Genomic DNA, 15,491 nt, shown 5'->3' on the forward strand with positions numbered 1-15,491 from the left:
GCATGCCAGGTGAGGCCCTCGGCCGCGCGCAACCGGGCGAACGCCGCCTCCCGACCGTCGAAGTCCTTCTCCCAGAACCCGTAACTGGAGATATCGACCTCATGATGGGACCGCGTGGACGCCGCGCTACCTGTCTGTGTCATGACCGCCTCCGAACCGGGTGTGTTCTCCCCATGGTGGCACCCCTGGGCGTCGAGGTCATGGAATCGACCTGGACACCGAACCCGGCCGCCTCCGCACCGATACCGAATCTTCTGGCCATCGTGTCCGCTGACCCTGCCGATCTCCGTCCGTTGTGGGACCAGGCGGTCTCTGATCGGGGGTTCCGGTAGTAATCGCCGAAAACAACGGTTCGAGAAGCTCCGCCTCTCCCGAAACCCCATCCCGTCCAGCGGGGAACTTCCCTGTCCCTTCCACTGAAGGCAGTCCGGTGACCAGCACACTGAACTTCGCCGCCTTCGACGTCGAAACCGCCAACCCCAAGTACAGCAGCATCTGCGCGATCGGTATCGCCATCGTGCGCAACGGTGTCCGGGTGGACACCCATTCATGGCTCTGCCGCCCACCCGAGCCGGTGCACAGCTTCAACCCCGCAATACCGGAATCCACGGCATCACCGCCGCCATGGTGGCCGGGCAGCCGAGCTTCGCCCAGCAGTTGAGCGCGGCGCTCACGGTGATCGATGGGCTCCCTGTCGTCGCGCACAACGCAGCTTTCGATATTAACGCGGTGAGCCAAGCCTGCGACCACAGCGGGATACCCGTGCCGACCTGGACCTACGGTTGCACACGCCGCTGGGCCCAACAACATTTGCCGCATCTTGCCCGGCACCGGCTGCCGGATGTGACCAGCACCCTCGGCGTCCGCCTGATCACCCATCACCAGGCCGGAGCCGATGCCGCGGCGGCAGCCGATATCGCCCTCGCCATCGCCGGCCGAGTCGGTGCCCACAACCTGGAAGCGCTCGCGAAAGCGACCGGAACCCGGCTCGGCAGGCTCTCCCCCCGCCGGGATAGCGGCCTGCCGGTAGTTCCACGCGCAACCTCGCTGCGGGCTGAAACGCATTGCATGCATTGCAGCGCAGTGCCGATAAGCGCTCGAGTTGAGGCCCACGTAGGGATCCTCATCACTTGCCCGTCCGGCCGGGGGCTGCCTCGGCCGAGCTCATCGAGGGGAATTCACCGTGGTAGCCGCGCGGGAAATTGGTCTCCCGAAGATTCTCGAAGAAACGAGCAAGCGATCATCGCAGCGGAGCAGGGTATGCGTGAAGCAGAACGATCGCCTACAAGCAGATCTCGATCACCTCATCGCAAGCGGTGAAGTTGAGCAGTCGGCCTCGAGAGGATTGCAACTCTACGGAATGTGAGCGGTCCGAGCGGGCGAACCCGAGCTACCGCTCGTCTCGGGTAGCCGAAGCTGCGGGCCGGATCGATGTCCGCGCGAGCGAGTAGCTGGGTCAGGCGCTCCCAGATAGCCTCGCAGCCATGGTCGATCCAGGGGGGAATCCGAACCCTGCCGGTGATGTCACTGTTGTGCCGGAAGAGGTTCGGGCGGTGGGACAGTTCGTTGCCGATATCGCCCGGAATCTCCGTTCGGGGCTGGATTCGGCGAGCACAGACGTCGATGCGCTGCTCGCCGACGGGTGGCGTGGCGACGCCGCGAACGAGTTCAGCGGTGGCTGGACCGAACTGCGTGACGGCGGGGTCAAGATCCTGCAGGCACTCGACGGCATGGCCGCCGAACTCGGTGTGCAGGCTGGCAGTTACCAGGCCACCGACGATGCCAACTCCCAGCAGTTCCCGAGCCTGAACCTATGAACTCCGAATTCGCCGTCGATATCGAACGACTCGACAACCTCGTCTCCCGCCTGTCGAACCTCGCCGGCTACCTCACCGAACAACTCGACCTCATCGACGACAAGGTCGCCACCCTTGATGGGGCCTGGGAGACCCTTGCCGCCAACGCCTACCGCGACGCCCACCGCCTCTGGTCGACCGGCGCACGCGAATTCGCCACCGGCCTGGCCGATATCAGCGACGCCGCACACACCCGCTACACCACCGCGGCCCAAGTCAACAAAAAGATGCTCGAGGGCGGGTAGCCCATGACCTGGGTGATCGACTCGGGCATGTACTACGCCGCGGCCGAGAAATGTCACCTGCTGGCCGGGGACATCTGCCTCGCGCTGGGACCGTTGCTGCACACGCTGACCCACGAATGCGGCGGCATGGCCGGCGACCACGAGAAATCCGAGCCCTGGACAACAGGCTACGACAAGCACACCGCCGATATGGTCACCCTCGCCGCGACCCTGGCCAACGCGTTGCAACGCTTCGGTGATGTGCTGGCCGCCAACGGCTACAACTGGTGGCACGCCAACCGCGCCAAAGCCAGCGGCCCCGAACCCGACCGACCGACCGCCTCCGAGCCGCTCTACGACTCCGGGATGGCGCTCCCCGCCTCCGCCAAAGGCAACAACGGCGCCGGCCTCGACGCCGGCGCCGTCGCCGGCCTTCTCGAACAGGTCGGCCGGATCCCCAACGGGGACGTCACCAAACTCGGCAAGGCCAAAGATGCCTGGCAGACCTTCGCCGACCACGCCACCATCACGGGCGCCGCGGACCGGATCAGGGGCGCAACACCGCCTTCACCGGTAACACCGACCCGAATATCAAGGAAATCGAAACCAAGCTCAACACCTTGACCCAGGCCGCCGACATGCTGGCTCGAGCATCCAAAGCCCTGGTCACACCCGTAGGCGAACACCGCGACGCACTCCAAGAAATGCGCACCGAAATCCAGGCCGCAGTCGCCGACGCCGGCAAGGAGATCGTCGCCGCTATCGGGATCACCGTCGCGATCGTCGCGATCGCCGCGGTCGCAAGCGCCGGGCTCGCCGCCCCCGCAGCCGCGGGTGGCGGGGCCGTGGTCACCGCCGAGATCGTCGCCACCACCGCCGGCATCATCAAAAACGCCGTCTCGATCAGCCGACTACTGGCCATATTCGGCGCCGTAGTCGTCGCCGGAACCGCCTCCGGCGCCTTCACCGCCATCCCCGACCTCACCACCAACGGCATCAACGCCGCCCTCACAGCCATCGCAGCAATGACCGTCCACACCACCGCTGACGACGGCGAAACCGGGCCATCGGGAGACGACTCGGGCAAAGCGAGTGACCAGGCGAAAACATGGTCCGATATCTTCAAAGACGGCCGCACTCCTAAGGCAAGCGAACTCGAAAAGTATGCACAGGAACAAGGATGGACCAGGTCGAAGACAGAGAACGGGCCGATCAAATACACGGACGAGGACGGAGTGGTTCGAATAACTATTAAGAAGGGTTCTGACAGAGCTCCGGGAAGCAGTGACCCTCATGTGGAAATGCGGAACCCCGACGGGGTTCGAATCGATCCGGACGGTAATCCTGTAACCAGGAAGAGCCCTGGCAACCATACGCCGATCGAAATGGATATCCCATGACAGCAGATTATGAGGATTACGAGTCGCTGAAAGGCGTGTACTTGGAAGACAGCTATGTAATGGATATCGTGGAGGGACCGGACTTTCTTCGGTTCACAATCGAGGCGGTCTTGACGCCGGATAATCCGAGATACTCTCCGCCGAAGCCCGGCGAACAATACTGTTACGTTGACAGCACCCTGACCTTCGAGGGGGTTAGCAAGTCGACTTGGGACAAGAGGAACTTCCGGAAGTACAAGGATGCCTCCGGCGAGGAGGACTATGGGAATATAGATTCCCTCCTCACCCTCGATGACGGCTATCGCGTGGAAGGCGACTGGGGGTCAGTGCGAATCTGGAGTAACGAGCCTCCACGTCTACGGCCGCTTACCCCGGACAACACGAACGCCCGCTGAGGTATGAGATCCGACGCGGACGAAGACACGCCCACCTGCCCAATACGCGACGGAGAGTGGAGCGATACCCAGCCCGAACTGTGAGTCCTCCGAAATGGCGCCCAATGAGCACCCATAAGCAGGCAGGTGGTGGAGAGCCATTCCGAATGGCAAGGAAAGGAGCTCGGGTAACAACTGGCGACCACGTATGGCCGTACCGTTGCAGAGGTTCGTATCTGGCCTACGAACCCCATAGCTCGCCGGACCCTGACTGCTTACCTTTCAGCTTTGCCCGCCGATGCGACGATAGAGAGCTGCCCTTCGATGCTGCTCAGCGGATCCGGGCTCGATTTCACCAACTCCGATCTATCCGGCCTGGACCTGCTCGGCGCGGAACTGAGCGAAGCGATCTTGACCGATGTGAAGCTGATCGGAACGGATCTGTATACGGCATGGCTGACGGCAGCCGACATTCGCCGCGCAGACCTGAGTGGCGCCGACCTCCGCAAAGTGCAAGGACGCGGCTGTCACGCCCAGCATGCTGTCTTCCACGGTGCGGATCTGTAGCGCGCCGACCTCTCGGTGTCGGAATTAGAGGGTGCGGATTTCCACGGGGCCCGTTTGCAGCGATCCACATTCTCGGGGGCGGATCTTCGCGGAGCGAACTTCAGTGGTTGCACATTCTGATCTGACCCCCTCTCGTCGGACCAGTCTTACGAGAGTTGAGGGGTTGGTTGGATATCGAGACACAGCATTTCATACTCGTCGGGGCTGGTGTAGCCCAGATAGGAGCGGCGGCGTCCGGAGTTGTATAAATTGTCGATCCAATTGGCCATCGCGATGGTCAACTCAAGGGTCGTTGCCCACCTCTTGGTGTTGAGCAACTCGGTTTGCAAACCCCAGAATGATTCGATAGCGGCGTTATCGAAACAATCCTCGACTGTCCCGAACGAAGGCAGAAGATTATGTCTCCGAAGATTCTCCCCGAACGACCATGACGTGAACTGACTGCCATGATCCGCGTGCAGGATCAACCCCGAATTTCCCGAACGCTCGGCCATGGCCATATTTACGACATTGTCGACCAGCGCAGTGTCGGCAACGGTCGAAAAAGACCTCCCGACGATCTTCTTGCTGAAACAGTCGAGAATCGCGCAGCAGTACACCTTTCCGTCTCTCGCAGGATGCTCCGTGATGTCCGTACACCACTGCGCCAAAACACTGTTGATCGTCGCTCGAATACCCGATGACCGGTTGAACGTGGGACACACCACGTCGATCCTCGATCGAAGCCCGTTGCGCACCTGTCCCCTCCTCGTACATCGCCGACGAGATGATTCTTCCCGACACCGGTCCCCTTGGGACTGCCATTTCCCGCCGACGGCTGCCACCGGTGAACCGGATGGGCACAGTGCGCCACTCCTCTATCAGGAAAGCCGACCTCTTGGAGGAACGATGATCGCGAGAGCTTCGACCGCGCTGCCGATCGGCCTCGTTTGCACCGGCGTCGTGTTGCTGACAGCGTGTGGCGCGGGCTCGGGCCCGGCGGAGCCCGGGCATCGGAGCCCGGTGCCGTTGCCCGAACCAACATCGAACACCCAGCAGGTGTCCGGCGAGAATCTGGGCTACCTGTGGCCGCTCACGGTAGAGCGCGGCACACTCGAATGCCGTCCCGGTGATCAAGTCGTGTTCGTCGCACCGGACGGCGGTTCGTACGCGCTCAACGACAAGGCGGAGCAGGCCGGGATTCCCGGTATCGAACCCTTGCGCGCCACCGGCGCCGACGGCGACGCAATCAGTCTCGGGGCCATGCGCAGCGGAGCGCTCGGCCTGTGCGTGTTCACCGCGTAGTCCTCGCTGGGGCGCCCGGCGTCCGGTTCGGGACCCCCTGCCAAGGCGCTGCCACCAGGGTTGACGGTGCCGCTCACCGAGTGCGAGCGTCACCCCATGACACAATTGGGAAGCACACCCCGCGCTGCTCTCGACCGGATGATCGCCGGAGCCGGCGCGGGCCGGAGCCAGCTTGCGGATATCGTCGATGAAATCGGCCCTGTACAGGTCACCGATATAGTGATCGCGGAACTGGGCCACCGGACCGAGCTGCGCGGTTGCGTGCCGGCCGATACCTCGCTGCTGTTCGAGCATCGCGGGAAAATATTCGGTGTCCTGGCCCGGGCTGGCGCCACCGGGGAATTCGAGGCGACCCGCCTCGCCGACCCGACCGCCGCAGATCCCGATGTCACTGTCGAGCAGTCGCTGTCGGAGGTGGTCGCGAGCCTGTTCGGACCGCGCGGCACCGCCGCCGCCGCGACTCGTTCGATCAAGTGGCGCGATACCGACGCCGTCTTCGGCGTCTCGTTGCCGATATTCGAAACGGTCCGCAGGATCCTGGATTCGATCGATCGCCCGTACGCCCTCGGACTGGGTGAACTGTGCGTCGCGCACGGCTCGGACAAATGGGGCCTGCACCAGTACACGCAGCACTACGAAAGCCATTTCGAAGCGATCCGTGACCGACCGCTCACTGTGCTCGAGATCGGAGTCGGCGGCTACTCCGATCCCCGGCGCGGCGGCGAATCGTTGCGCATGTGGCGGGACTACTTCTGCCGGGCCACAGTGTTCGGCGTGGATATCGTCGACAAGACAGCGCTGTCCGGACAGCGGATGACCGTGCTGCGCGGCGACCAGTCCGTACCTGCCGACCTCGCCGAAATCGTGCGGACCACGGGCCTGCTGGATATCATCATCGATGATGGGAGCCACCTGGGCTCCCACATCATCACGTCGTTCCGGGCGTTGTTCCCCGCCCTCCGCGACGGCGGCTGGTATGTGATCGAAGATCTGCAGACATCCTATTGGCCCAGCTTCGCCGAGCACTCCGGTGATCATACGAAGTCCCCGACGGCGATCGACTTCGTCAAAACGCTGATCGACGGCTTGAACTACGCCGAGGCCGACAACAGAACCGACCGCGATACCGACGCACAGATCAAAGGGCTGCACTTCTACCACAACATGGTCTTTATCGAGAAGGGCGCCAACCGCGGTGCCGGCGCACCGCAGTGGGTACGGAACGCCTGAGCGAACCGCCGGCCCGGCCGCCGACGGTCAGCGACTGTCCGGATTGTACGGATAGTCTTGAACCCAGTGGAATCCGCGTCCTTTCAGGGGCAGATCCGACGTGTCGGCCTTCCGCAGCGTGATGGTTACCCCCTGCCCCTCCAGTGATATACGGAGCAGAAGCGGAACATTACCCGGGTCGCCGGAGGCCACGTCTTTTCCTCTGCCGTTCCGGAGAATTCCCCGTGGCTCATCCCCTTACGCATCGGCAGAACCACCGATGATCCTTTCGTTCGCTATCAGGACGGTGATCCCGAGCGATGTAGCGCAGCGGCCGCCGACTCCACCCGAATGGGGAGGCCACCGCCGTCAGTCTGTGTCCGGCGCTTTGTCCGGATCGCCCGATACGCTCGGGCTGCCGTCGGAAGGCTGTAGCCAGCGCTCAAGTTCGTCCACGTGATCTGTCAACGTCATGCGATTGGCAGATGTCAACTCTCTACCGTCGATCACCTTCTGCAACACGTGGCGGTACAGTTCGACGGTGGCTCGGTCATAGGAATAGAGGACATCGCGCCGAGTATTCACGCCTTCCGCGGAAGCCGCGATACCTTCACGCACCGCGAATTCAGCGATACGCACGACCTGCGATTCACTCAAACCGTCCGGGAATGTCAACTGCCACCCATTCGACACGGGGTAACTCAATTCCCACTGCTCCTCACCTGTCAATCGAAGTCGAAGAAATCGCTATCGCCGTCATAGATTTCGCTGCGCGCGTACGCGACGCCCACCAGCCACTCGTCGAATCGTTCGATGCAGCCGCGAACCAGGTCCGAATCCTGTTCGTCCAGAGGACGACCGTCCAGCGCCTTCCGGACGACGTCACGATGACGGGCAGCGGAGGCACGGTCCAGGACACCGGAGAACCAGTAGCGAGGATCCTGTCCGACCCGTACCGCAGCCGCACCCTCCGAGCCCACGATCCTTTCCGCGAGAGCGAATTCGGCGATCTGCGCCACCTGCTCTTCACTCAACCCGGGATCGAAGCGGATCTGCCACTGCACAACCGGGTCCGCATTCGACGTACCGCTGCCCGCATCGTCCAACGCTAGTCCCCGACCCGGTTGAGGTGCTCGTCGTAGGTACCCATTCTGGTTTCCTTCTTCCCGAGCTTGGCGGCCGCATCGGCCATCTTCCACCGACCGCCGTTGTGCCCGTCCACATCCTGTGTGATGTAGAGGTCTTTCTTCTTGTGCTTGAAGATGATACATCCGTGGCTACGGCCCACGAATGCCTCGCTGAAACCCAGGGCCTGTGCGGCAGCACGATCCTCTCCGTCGGAGAATCGCTTTCCCCCAACAGTTTCGAAGTGCGGCTCGACGGGACCGAATACGATCCCGACAGTCGCCGGCGGTGCAGCCGGGGTCGCCATCGGGACCTGGGCGCCGGCGACTCCGGCCAACGGCAGCACGGCGAAAATCAGCGCGCCCGCCGCGAACAACCTATGGATGAAGTTCATGTTCTAGTGCCGCGTCAGGCAACGTTGGTGAGGTAATCCGGCCGCCGGATCTTCGATCCGACAGCGAAGTCTCGGATCGGTCTGGCGTGCTGGTTGCGCCAGCCCGAGGGAGCCAGTGAGAGAGGGTTCGGCTCATGGAACAGGCCACCGTGTACCGCTGGAACATCCGCAACGGTACTGGGGTGTTGACCCGCGCCGATGGCTCACTGGCGTGGTTTCACATGTCCAGCGTGGCTCAGAACGATGCGCTGGCCCTGCAGGAGGGCGACACGGTCGACGCCGAGATCGAGAACGTACCCCAAGAGGAGTACACCAGCCGCGCCGTATCGGTGCAGCGCCACGAGCCCTGACCGTCGCTTCTCTGGTCACGGCGAGTGCCGTGGCCCTTCTGGGATGGCCCGCGACCGCCGTAGCGCAGCCCGGGGTCTACAACTTCCACCCCAACGACACCCGCTACCGCTACGACGGAGACCATGGTTCATACGCGACTTCACGGCCACGAACGGGCACACCACCGCCCCGGGCAACGTTCAATTCACCGTCGAGTTCACCATGCACTCCTCCTGATCGCGCACAAGCCCGCTGACCTCGCATTCTCCGGACCAAGATTCTGAAGTTGCCATGTCCAGCGCTATCCGTACTTTCACGGCGGCCGTGGAGATCACCAACTCGGACCTGCCGGCCGCTCGAATTCCGCACAGATGAAACCGAGGCTGCGGCGACTACAGAATTCTGTTCTTCGACGGCAGCATGCGGTGGTGGCATTACAGACTGAATTGCAGGTCGTTCAGAGAAGCCTCTCGAGGAATTTCAGTGCAGTCGTGCGGGTCGGTCGGCGTCGGCGAAGCGCAGTTCGAGTTCGGCGGTGATCTCGTCGATTTCGAGGGCGTGCCGAAGAGCGGTTACGGCCTCGGTTGCGATGCGGCGACGCAGAGCGGAGACGTCGGCATCGGGTTCGGCGGTCACGATCATGTGCAGTTCAGGGGTGTCTCGGTGTCCGGTCAGCCAGGCGGAAGCCGATCTGACACCGGGAAATTCTTCGATGTCGGCGGCGACCGGGAGCGCGGCGGTTCGAGAGGCCAGCGTGGTGTGTCCGGCTGCATCGTCGGCTTCGATGCGCCATATCCGGGCGGTGGGCATCCGGAAAATCTGGGCGTACAGCCAGCGCAGGCACAGGAGTGCGAGCGCGGTCGCGGCGGTGATAAGCGCCACGAATACCCAGGTCGGTGGGGCGGCTGTCCCCGGTACCAGCCGGGCGTTTGTGTCCACCCAGTTCAACCGGTCGAAGTGGGCGGCCAGCGCGAGGCCGCCACCGGTGGCGAGCGCGGCGCCGAGCAGGGCGAGCACGGTCCGGTTTGCGACCGCGGGGTGGTTGGACCGAGCCATCATCATGCTCCTGTTCGCGGTGACGGTGTCTCTGCCGCGATAGGTACTCGTGCCCGGGGATCGGCGTGGGTGGGCGAGCGGCGCAGCATCTCGTGGGACTGTCGATTCTTGCGGCGGTCCCGGACGGTGCGTTGGGGACCGCGCAACCTGACGCCTACCTTCTTCACAGGGCGTCCTATCTGTTGGACCCGGGTGCCGACGACGTCGCAGATCTCCTCGGCCATACCTTCGCGGTTGTGCAGGTCGGTGCGCGCGGTGACGGTCACTGTGGTCCGGCGGATCTTCACTCGCGCCGAGTGAACCCCCGAGACCGAGTTCGCGGCGACCCGCAGCATTGCCCGCAGGTCCCGGCGATCGACTCCGGCCTCGATGCCGTCGGCGGTATCAGCGTTGAGCGGCAGTACCCTTGCCCGCCCCGGTAGCACCGCGGCCAGTAGCATCAGCGCTCCGATGGCGATGGCGGCCACCGCCACGGCGGCGACCACTGGGTCGTCCCACGTGAGGCCGTGCAGGTACCGGGCGACGCTGTCGTAGGAGAGATATTCGTGGGTGCCGGTGAGCCGCTGGATCAGCGCGACGATCACCGCGATGCAGGCCGCCAGCAGGATCCCCGCGCTCAGTATCGCGGGAACGGTCCGCCGCGGCCGGCGGATCACCGCACCCTCCCGGTAGCCGGGGCCGATCTGGTCATCTCGCTGACCACGATATCGACGTGGGAGACCCCGAGCCCGGTCAGTTCCTCGGTGCGTCGGATCAGGTGTTCTCGACAGGCTTCGGTGATTTGCCCGACCGGCTCGGGGTAGCGCACGGGCAACCGGACCTCGAGTGCGATGCGATCGCCGGATACCGTCGCATCCACCTGGGGGCGCCCGCCGACGCTCGCGACCTCGCGGGCGGCTGCGGCCGCGAGGCGCCCGACCGCGCGTTCGCTGATGGTGGTTTCGCCGGGAAGCTCGGCGGCGACAGCGGTCACCGCCGGTCCCTGGCCCGCCCGATATTGCGCCCCAAGCCGTCGAGGTCGATCCCGCCGTCGAGCCATCGGCCCACCAGCAGACCGGCGGCGGCGAATACCAGCACGATCGCGAAAGCCCCGAATCCGCCGAAAGCTGCGGCGAATCCGAGAGCGAGACCGATAGCAAGGCAAATCGAAGTGGCGTTCACAGTCGACTCCTCTCCGCTGCTGCCGTGCCCCGGTTACTGGACTCGGCCGGTGGGAGCTTCGGCCTCATCGTCGTCACCGGGGATATAGACGTCGTTGACATGGATATTGACCTCGACGACCTCGAGTGCGGTCATCTGCTCGATTGCCGAGATCACGTTGCGGCGCACCACGCGCGCCACGTCGGCGATGGCAACGCCGTATTCGACGACGATCTGCAGGTCCACCGCAGCCTGCGTTTCGCCTACTTCTACCGAAACGCCCTGTCCGACGCTGGCGGACGCGCCGGGAATCCGGTCGCGCAGCGCGCCGAACGCACGTGCGGCGTTACCGCCGAGTTCATGCACACCGCTGACCTCGCGGGCAGCCAGGCCGGCGACCTTCTGCACCACGATATCGGCGATGGTGGTGCTGCCCTGTTCGGTGACCAGCACGTTCTTTCTGGTGGATTCGCGTGTCTCGGGTGTCTTCGTGGTCCCGGGCGTTGAGGTGACGTTGTCGGTGGCGTTCTTCTCGCTGGTCGGAGTGGTCATGGTCTCTCCTGTCGTGTTTGCGAATCCGCTACGACGCAACGGATCCGGTTCTCCCTGTGTGTGTTCGACACCGATCGGGCGGGAATCTCATGTCCCGGTATCGTGATCTGGGTCGCCTCCTGTGGTGAGTGCGGATGCGTCGAGTTCAGTGACCATCAGGCGTAATTCGGCCGATTCCCACCGGGTGCCCGACAACAGCGGACCGAGGGTGGCGACCAAATTGTCCAGCAGCGGCGCCAGCGGCAGTGCGGTGGCGACCACTCGAACCTCCACCACTGTCGCGGTCACACCGACCGCGTATCTGCGTGGGTCGAAGGGCCACCACCCGGCATGCTCGCGGGCGATCGGCGCTGCAGGGCGCAGCCCGGGAACCGCCGCCACAGCGTCGATGATCTTGTCGCTGATCTCGCCGTCGACGGTCATGGCTGCTGCCCGGCGATATCGATGATGCACACGCACACCCGGTCCACCTTTTGGCCGGTGTGGTCCAGTACAGCTCGGGTGATCTGCTGTTGGACGGCGTGTCCGATCGCGGCGGCCTGGCCTCCGGCGGCGATCGTGATGTCGGCCGACACCACCAGCCCGGCCTGCGTGTGCTGGATCCGCACGCCGTCTGCCGGTGCCGGGTCCGTATCGGTCCACCGCTGCCGGCCGGCGCGGACGAACGTGTTCAGCAACCCGCGGACACCGGGTTCCAGCCGGACGACACCGGGCGTGTTCGCTGCGGCATGGGCGGCCACTGCGGCGATCACCGGCGCTGCAACGACTATTTCGGCGCGACCGGTGGTCATCGGTCGCCTCCCGCGCTGCCGTCGTTACCGGAATAGAGGTCGGTGACGTGCACGTCGAGTCGGCGCAGTCCTACGCCGATGCTGTCGGGAAGTGCGGCGTCGATACGGGCCCGTACCAACGGCAGCAACTCGTCGACGGGCGGTCCGCCGGCACGGATGGCGATGCTCATCTCCACATCGACCAGCCGCTGTTGCCCGGACCCGGCCTCCGCTTCCTGGATCCGGCACCGCCGGGCCCGCACGCCGGGCACCGAATCCGCCGCGTATCGCAGGACCGCTGCGACGGCCTGTTCGCTGATCTCCAGCGTGCCCGCATGAGGTGTCGGCAGGTCCAGGGTGCGCCCGCGCCGTATCTCGGAGCGGACTGCGGACATGATGCGTCCGGTGAGATCGGGCGGGGTCGGTTCGGGTTCGGCGATCAGCTCCTGGGTCGCGGCTCGCAGAGCGAGAAGGCTTTCGCGCGCGACCCGGCAGTAGGGGCACGTCGCCTCGTGGGCGTCGGCATCTCCGGCCTCGACCGCGTCGAGGCGTTCCCACACCTGTTCCAGTTCTCGACCGCACGGGAGCCGGTAGTCCTGTTCGGTCGTGTTGTTCACCGCCATGGCTTCATCACCTCGGACAATTGGGCTCGTGCCCGCGCGATACGACCGCGGACCGCGGTAATGTTCGCGCCGACGATGTCGCCGATCTGGTCATAGGACAATCCGTGCACCTCACGTAACAGCCAGCAGGCGCGTTGTTCGGCGGTCAGAGTCTGTAATGCGTTGTTGAGCGCTTCGAGCTGGGTGCTGATCAGCACCGCGTGCTCGGGCCGGGTATCAGTGCGGGGTGACTCCGCGGTATCGAGATCCACCTCGACGTGTGGGCGGCGGGCTCGCAGGACATTGAGACAGCGGTTGGTCGTCATCCGATACAGCCAGCCTACGAATGCCGCGTCGTCGTTGAGTTGGGGTAACCCGCGCCAGGCGCGGAGGAATGCCTCCTGGACAACATCCTCGGCCTCGCCTCGATCGGCCAGCATCTTCACGGCCAGCCGGAACATCGGGCCCTGGTAGCGCACCACCAGCTGCTCGTAGGCTTGCACGTCGCCGTCTCGGGCGCGCCCGACCAGGGTCGCGTCGTCCAGGCTTGCGATCGGCGCGGACTCCAGCGCGGTCACACCACCACCTCCTCCACCCAGAACATCCGCACGTACGAAGGACACCGCAGCCCGGCGATCGTCACGCACGATTATCACGTGATCGCGGTCACAATCACGATGGTCGCGCGGGACAGACCTGCCCGGCCGCGTCAGTACCCGCACGAGTCGGTGCGTAACGACCGTTGCAGAAATGAAACCCGCCCTCACCAGTGCTGATGCGCCGCATTCACCGTCTCCGGAGACTGCGGCCCGCCCCGGGTGTGGCGGCACTCACATGATTCGGGCGTGCCGTTTCCTGTGCGACCGGGTCGTTATCACCAAGCACCGAAAAGAGTGCGAACGAACACGGAAGGTTTCGGACATGGCTCGCCGTATCACCTCTCGGGATCGAACTGCTCGCCCGCGACCCATCCGGGTCGCGGGGATGGAGTGGGGCACCGCTGTGCTCGCCGTCATCGCCTGCCTCGTCGTCGCCGCAGGCACCGCCGTCCTAACCGGATCCATCGCTGCTGCCGTGCTCGCCACCACCGTCATCGCGCTCGGGCTGGTTCTCACACTGCGAATACTGCGGTCACCCAGCTGAGCCACGCGCGGACGGTTCACGGCCGCCAGCAGTAGCCCGGCACCGACGAGGACCGATCCGCGCAACCACACCGCACCATCGATGCGGGTGCACCGGATGACCCAGCCACGAACCACGCAACCACTGCCCGGTACGGCCCCGCCCCACGACACGATCCGCCACGGCCGACAGCACCGCAGCCGGCCGATCGACCACACCGGCCTCCTCGACTCCTCGCAGAACTCGATGCAGGTTCATTCCGCCGCCATACTTGTTCACTGCGCGGCAAACCTAACGGCCCCGCCGGTTGACTCCGACGCGTCCGGTCCGCCCATATAGTGGCCGTCGGCTCCAGGAGAATTTCTGAGCGCTGACCTGTGTCGTTGCCCCGATATCTCCGGAAGCTGAGGCAAGGTTTGGCGGAACGCGCCGGGGGTACGGGCGCAGCACAAGTGGTTTCGAATCTCGGGGACCGACCAGAGGAGAGCTTGTGGCAGTGACACCGTCTCGGCGCACAGAACTGACCGCCACCCGCCCGTTTCCGGCACGGGTCGGACCCAAGGGCTCCTACCTGCGGAAAATGGTCACCACGACAGACCCGAAGGTGCTCGGTGTGCTGTACCTGGCCTCGGCGACCGCGTTCTTCCTGATCGGCGGACTGATGGCGCTGCTGATCCGTGGCGAACTGGCCCGCCCGGGCCTGCAATTCCTCTCACCCGAGCAGTACAACCAGCTGTTCACCATGCACGGCACAATCATGCTGCTGTTCTATGCCACACCCGTGGTGTTCGGTTTCGCCAACGCGATCCTGCCCTTGCAGATCGGTGCGCCGGATGTGGCGTTCCCCCGGCTCAACGCCCTGAGCTACTGGTTGTATCTGTTCGGCGCCTCCATGGCGACCGCCGGATTCGTCACCCCTGGCGGTGCCGCCGATTTCGGCTGGACCGCGTATTCGCCGCTCACCGATATCCTGCACTCGCCCGGGGTCGGCGCCGATCTATGGATCATGGGCCTGGCCGTCTCCGGTCTGGGCACGATCCTCGGGGCGGTCAACATGATGACCACCGTGATCTGCCTGCGTGCACCCGGGATGACCATGTTCCGGATGCCGATCTTCACCTGGAACATCTTCATCACCAGCATCCTCGTGCTGCTGGCCTTCCCGATCCTGACCGCCGCGCTGATGGCGCTGGCCTACGACCGCCACCTCGGCGGCCACATCTACGACCCCGGCGTCGGCGGTGTCCTGCTGTGGCAGCATCTGTTCTGGTTCTTCGGACACCCCGAGGTCTACATCATCGCGTTGCCGTTCTTCGGTATCGTCACCGAAATCTTCCCGGTATTCAGCCGCAAACCCATCTTCGGATACACCGCGCTCGTCTTCGCGACCATCGCCATCGGCGGCCTGTCGATGGCGGTATGGGCCCACCACATGTACGCCACCGGCGCGGTACTGCTGCCCTTCTTCTCGCTGATGACCTTCCTG

At 64.4% G+C, this 15,491-nt stretch carries 26 protein-coding genes and 1 pseudogene; 14 read left to right on the forward strand and 13 right to left on the reverse strand.

Going from position 1 to position 15,491, the window contains the following annotated elements:
• Positions 1-430: 430 nt before the first annotated feature.
• From IEY68_RS36680 to IEY68_RS37300, 9 genes and pseudogenes are all read left to right on the forward strand, one after another.
• The gene (locus IEY68_RS36680) at positions 431-661 is read left to right on the forward strand and encodes a 3'-5' exonuclease family protein (protein ID WP_062997345.1); all 231 of its coding nucleotides are present in this window, start codon (positions 431-433) and stop codon (positions 659-661) included.
• Entirely contained in the window at positions 625-1,320 is a 696-nt protein-coding gene (locus tag IEY68_RS35315) for an exonuclease domain-containing protein (RefSeq protein ID WP_373293052.1), read from the forward strand. The genes IEY68_RS36680 and IEY68_RS35315 overlap by 37 nt, the downstream gene beginning before the upstream one ends.
• 164 nt (positions 1,321-1,484) lie before the next feature.
• Positions 1,485-1,817 (forward strand): WXG100 family type VII secretion target, encoded by a 333-nt coding sequence (locus IEY68_RS35320; RefSeq protein WP_063916241.1) that lies wholly within the window; start codon positions 1,485-1,487, stop codon positions 1,815-1,817.
• Positions 1,814-2,101: a WXG100 family type VII secretion target gene (locus IEY68_RS35325; RefSeq protein ID WP_062997341.1), complete on the forward strand. Its 288-nt coding sequence runs from the start codon at positions 1,814-1,816 to the stop codon at positions 2,099-2,101. The genes IEY68_RS35320 and IEY68_RS35325 overlap by 4 nt, the downstream gene beginning before the upstream one ends.
• Positions 2,102-2,104: 3 nt before the next feature.
• The gene (locus IEY68_RS35330; RefSeq protein WP_062997339.1) at positions 2,105-2,704 is read left to right on the forward strand and encodes a hypothetical protein; all 600 of its coding nucleotides are present in this window, start codon (positions 2,105-2,107) and stop codon (positions 2,702-2,704) included.
• Entirely contained in the window at positions 2,701-3,480 is a 780-nt protein-coding gene (locus IEY68_RS35335) for a hypothetical protein (RefSeq protein ID WP_062997337.1), read from the forward strand. Before IEY68_RS35330 ends, IEY68_RS35335 begins: the two co-directional genes overlap by 4 nt.
• Positions 3,477-3,875 (forward strand): hypothetical protein, encoded by a 399-nt coding sequence (locus tag IEY68_RS35340; protein ID WP_062997335.1) that lies wholly within the window; start codon positions 3,477-3,479, stop codon positions 3,873-3,875. The genes IEY68_RS35335 and IEY68_RS35340 overlap by 4 nt, the downstream gene beginning before the upstream one ends.
• Before the next feature lie 267 nt (positions 3,876-4,142).
• Positions 4,143-4,421 carry a pentapeptide repeat-containing protein gene (locus tag IEY68_RS35345; protein ID WP_189094705.1) on the forward strand — a complete coding sequence of 93 codons (279 nt, stop codon included), beginning with the start codon at positions 4,143-4,145 and terminating at the stop codon, positions 4,419-4,421.
• Positions 4,422-4,433: 12 nt separating this feature from the next.
• Positions 4,434-4,541, forward strand: a pseudogene (locus IEY68_RS37300) (pentapeptide repeat-containing protein); the annotation flags it as partial.
• 26 nt (positions 4,542-4,567) lie between these two features.
• Here IEY68_RS37300 and IEY68_RS35355 read toward each other — a convergent pair.
• Positions 4,568-5,158, reverse strand: a complete 591-nt coding sequence (locus IEY68_RS35355; RefSeq protein ID WP_189094707.1) for a DDE-type integrase/transposase/recombinase — start codon at positions 5,156-5,158, stop codon at positions 4,568-4,570.
• A gap of 151 nt (positions 5,159-5,309) precedes the next feature.
• Here IEY68_RS35355 and IEY68_RS35360 point away from each other — a divergent pair, with 151 nt between their 5' ends.
• A complete protein-coding gene (locus IEY68_RS35360; protein ID WP_062997331.1) occupies positions 5,310-5,705 on the forward strand; it encodes a DUF2511 domain-containing protein in 396 nt (131 codons plus the stop codon).
• A gap of 96 nt (positions 5,706-5,801) precedes the next feature.
• Positions 5,802-6,935, forward strand: a complete 1,134-nt coding sequence (locus tag IEY68_RS35365) for a class I SAM-dependent methyltransferase (protein WP_189094708.1) — start codon at positions 5,802-5,804, stop codon at positions 6,933-6,935.
• A 348-nt stretch (positions 6,936-7,283) separates the two neighbouring features.
• On the opposite strand, the gene IEY68_RS35370 is transcribed toward IEY68_RS35365, so the two are convergent.
• From IEY68_RS35370 to IEY68_RS35380, 3 genes are all read right to left on the reverse strand, one after another.
• Entirely contained in the window at positions 7,284-7,619 is a 336-nt protein-coding gene (locus IEY68_RS35370) for a hypothetical protein (RefSeq protein WP_189094709.1), read from the reverse strand.
• Between the two features lie 20 nt (positions 7,620-7,639).
• On the reverse strand, positions 7,640-7,948 hold the full coding sequence (locus IEY68_RS35375; protein ID WP_229719234.1) for a hypothetical protein: 309 nt from the start codon (positions 7,946-7,948) through the stop codon (positions 7,640-7,642).
• 74 nt (positions 7,949-8,022) lie between these two features.
• Positions 8,023-8,433, reverse strand: coding sequence for a toxin C-terminal domain-containing protein (locus IEY68_RS35380; protein WP_062997322.1), 411 nt, complete (start codon positions 8,431-8,433; stop codon positions 8,023-8,025).
• Between the two features lie 134 nt (positions 8,434-8,567).
• On the opposite strand from IEY68_RS35380, the gene IEY68_RS35385 reads away from it, so the two are divergent.
• Complete coding sequence (locus tag IEY68_RS35385; protein ID WP_062997320.1) at positions 8,568-8,783, forward strand: S1 domain-containing protein; 216 nt, start codon at positions 8,568-8,570, stop codon at positions 8,781-8,783.
• Between the two features lie 460 nt (positions 8,784-9,243).
• Here the strand turns inward: IEY68_RS35385 and IEY68_RS35390 are convergent, their stop codons facing one another.
• The 9 genes from IEY68_RS35390 to IEY68_RS35430 form a co-directional block, all read right to left on the reverse strand.
• Entirely contained in the window at positions 9,244-9,819 is a 576-nt protein-coding gene (locus IEY68_RS35390; protein ID WP_062997318.1) for a hypothetical protein, read from the reverse strand.
• Positions 9,820-9,821: 2 nt separating this feature from the next.
• A complete protein-coding gene (locus tag IEY68_RS35395; RefSeq protein ID WP_063916240.1) occupies positions 9,822-10,475 on the reverse strand; it encodes a DUF6286 domain-containing protein in 654 nt (217 codons plus the stop codon).
• The gene (locus IEY68_RS35400; RefSeq protein WP_062997316.1) at positions 10,472-10,792 is read right to left on the reverse strand and encodes an Asp23/Gls24 family envelope stress response protein; all 321 of its coding nucleotides are present in this window, start codon (positions 10,790-10,792) and stop codon (positions 10,472-10,474) included. The genes IEY68_RS35395 and IEY68_RS35400 overlap by 4 nt, the downstream gene beginning before the upstream one ends.
• Positions 10,789-10,980, reverse strand: coding sequence for a hypothetical protein (locus IEY68_RS35405; RefSeq protein ID WP_062997314.1), 192 nt, complete (start codon positions 10,978-10,980; stop codon positions 10,789-10,791). Before IEY68_RS35405 ends, IEY68_RS35400 begins: the two co-directional genes overlap by 4 nt.
• Before the next feature lie 33 nt (positions 10,981-11,013).
• Positions 11,014-11,511 (reverse strand): Asp23/Gls24 family envelope stress response protein, encoded by a 498-nt coding sequence (locus IEY68_RS35410; protein ID WP_062997312.1) that lies wholly within the window; start codon positions 11,509-11,511, stop codon positions 11,014-11,016.
• Positions 11,512-11,598: 87 nt separating this feature from the next.
• On the reverse strand, positions 11,599-11,934 hold the full coding sequence (locus IEY68_RS35415; RefSeq protein ID WP_062997310.1) for a hypothetical protein: 336 nt from the start codon (positions 11,932-11,934) through the stop codon (positions 11,599-11,601).
• Positions 11,931-12,302, reverse strand: a complete 372-nt coding sequence (locus tag IEY68_RS35420) for an Asp23/Gls24 family envelope stress response protein (protein WP_062997308.1) — start codon at positions 12,300-12,302, stop codon at positions 11,931-11,933. The genes IEY68_RS35415 and IEY68_RS35420 overlap by 4 nt, the downstream gene beginning before the upstream one ends.
• Positions 12,299-12,904: a hypothetical protein gene (locus IEY68_RS35425; protein ID WP_062997306.1), complete on the reverse strand. Its 606-nt coding sequence runs from the start codon at positions 12,902-12,904 to the stop codon at positions 12,299-12,301. Before IEY68_RS35425 ends, IEY68_RS35420 begins: the two co-directional genes overlap by 4 nt.
• The gene (locus tag IEY68_RS35430; RefSeq protein WP_062997304.1) at positions 12,895-13,461 is read right to left on the reverse strand and encodes an RNA polymerase sigma factor; all 567 of its coding nucleotides are present in this window, start codon (positions 13,459-13,461) and stop codon (positions 12,895-12,897) included. Before IEY68_RS35430 ends, IEY68_RS35425 begins: the two co-directional genes overlap by 10 nt.
• 343 nt (positions 13,462-13,804) lie before the next feature.
• Here IEY68_RS35430 and IEY68_RS35435 point away from each other — a divergent pair, with 343 nt between their 5' ends.
• Complete coding sequence (locus tag IEY68_RS35435; protein ID WP_189094710.1) at positions 13,805-14,026, forward strand: hypothetical protein; 222 nt, start codon at positions 13,805-13,807, stop codon at positions 14,024-14,026.
• 469 nt (positions 14,027-14,495) lie between these two features.
• Positions 14,496-15,491: cbb3-type cytochrome c oxidase subunit I (locus IEY68_RS35440; protein WP_229719235.1), on the forward strand; the 996-nt coding region annotated here is incomplete at its 3' end.

Origin of the sequence: Nocardia jinanensis (genome assembly GCF_014645735.1) — a bacterium.
Lineage (GTDB): Bacteria > Actinomycetota > Actinomycetes > Mycobacteriales > Mycobacteriaceae > Nocardia > Nocardia jinanensis.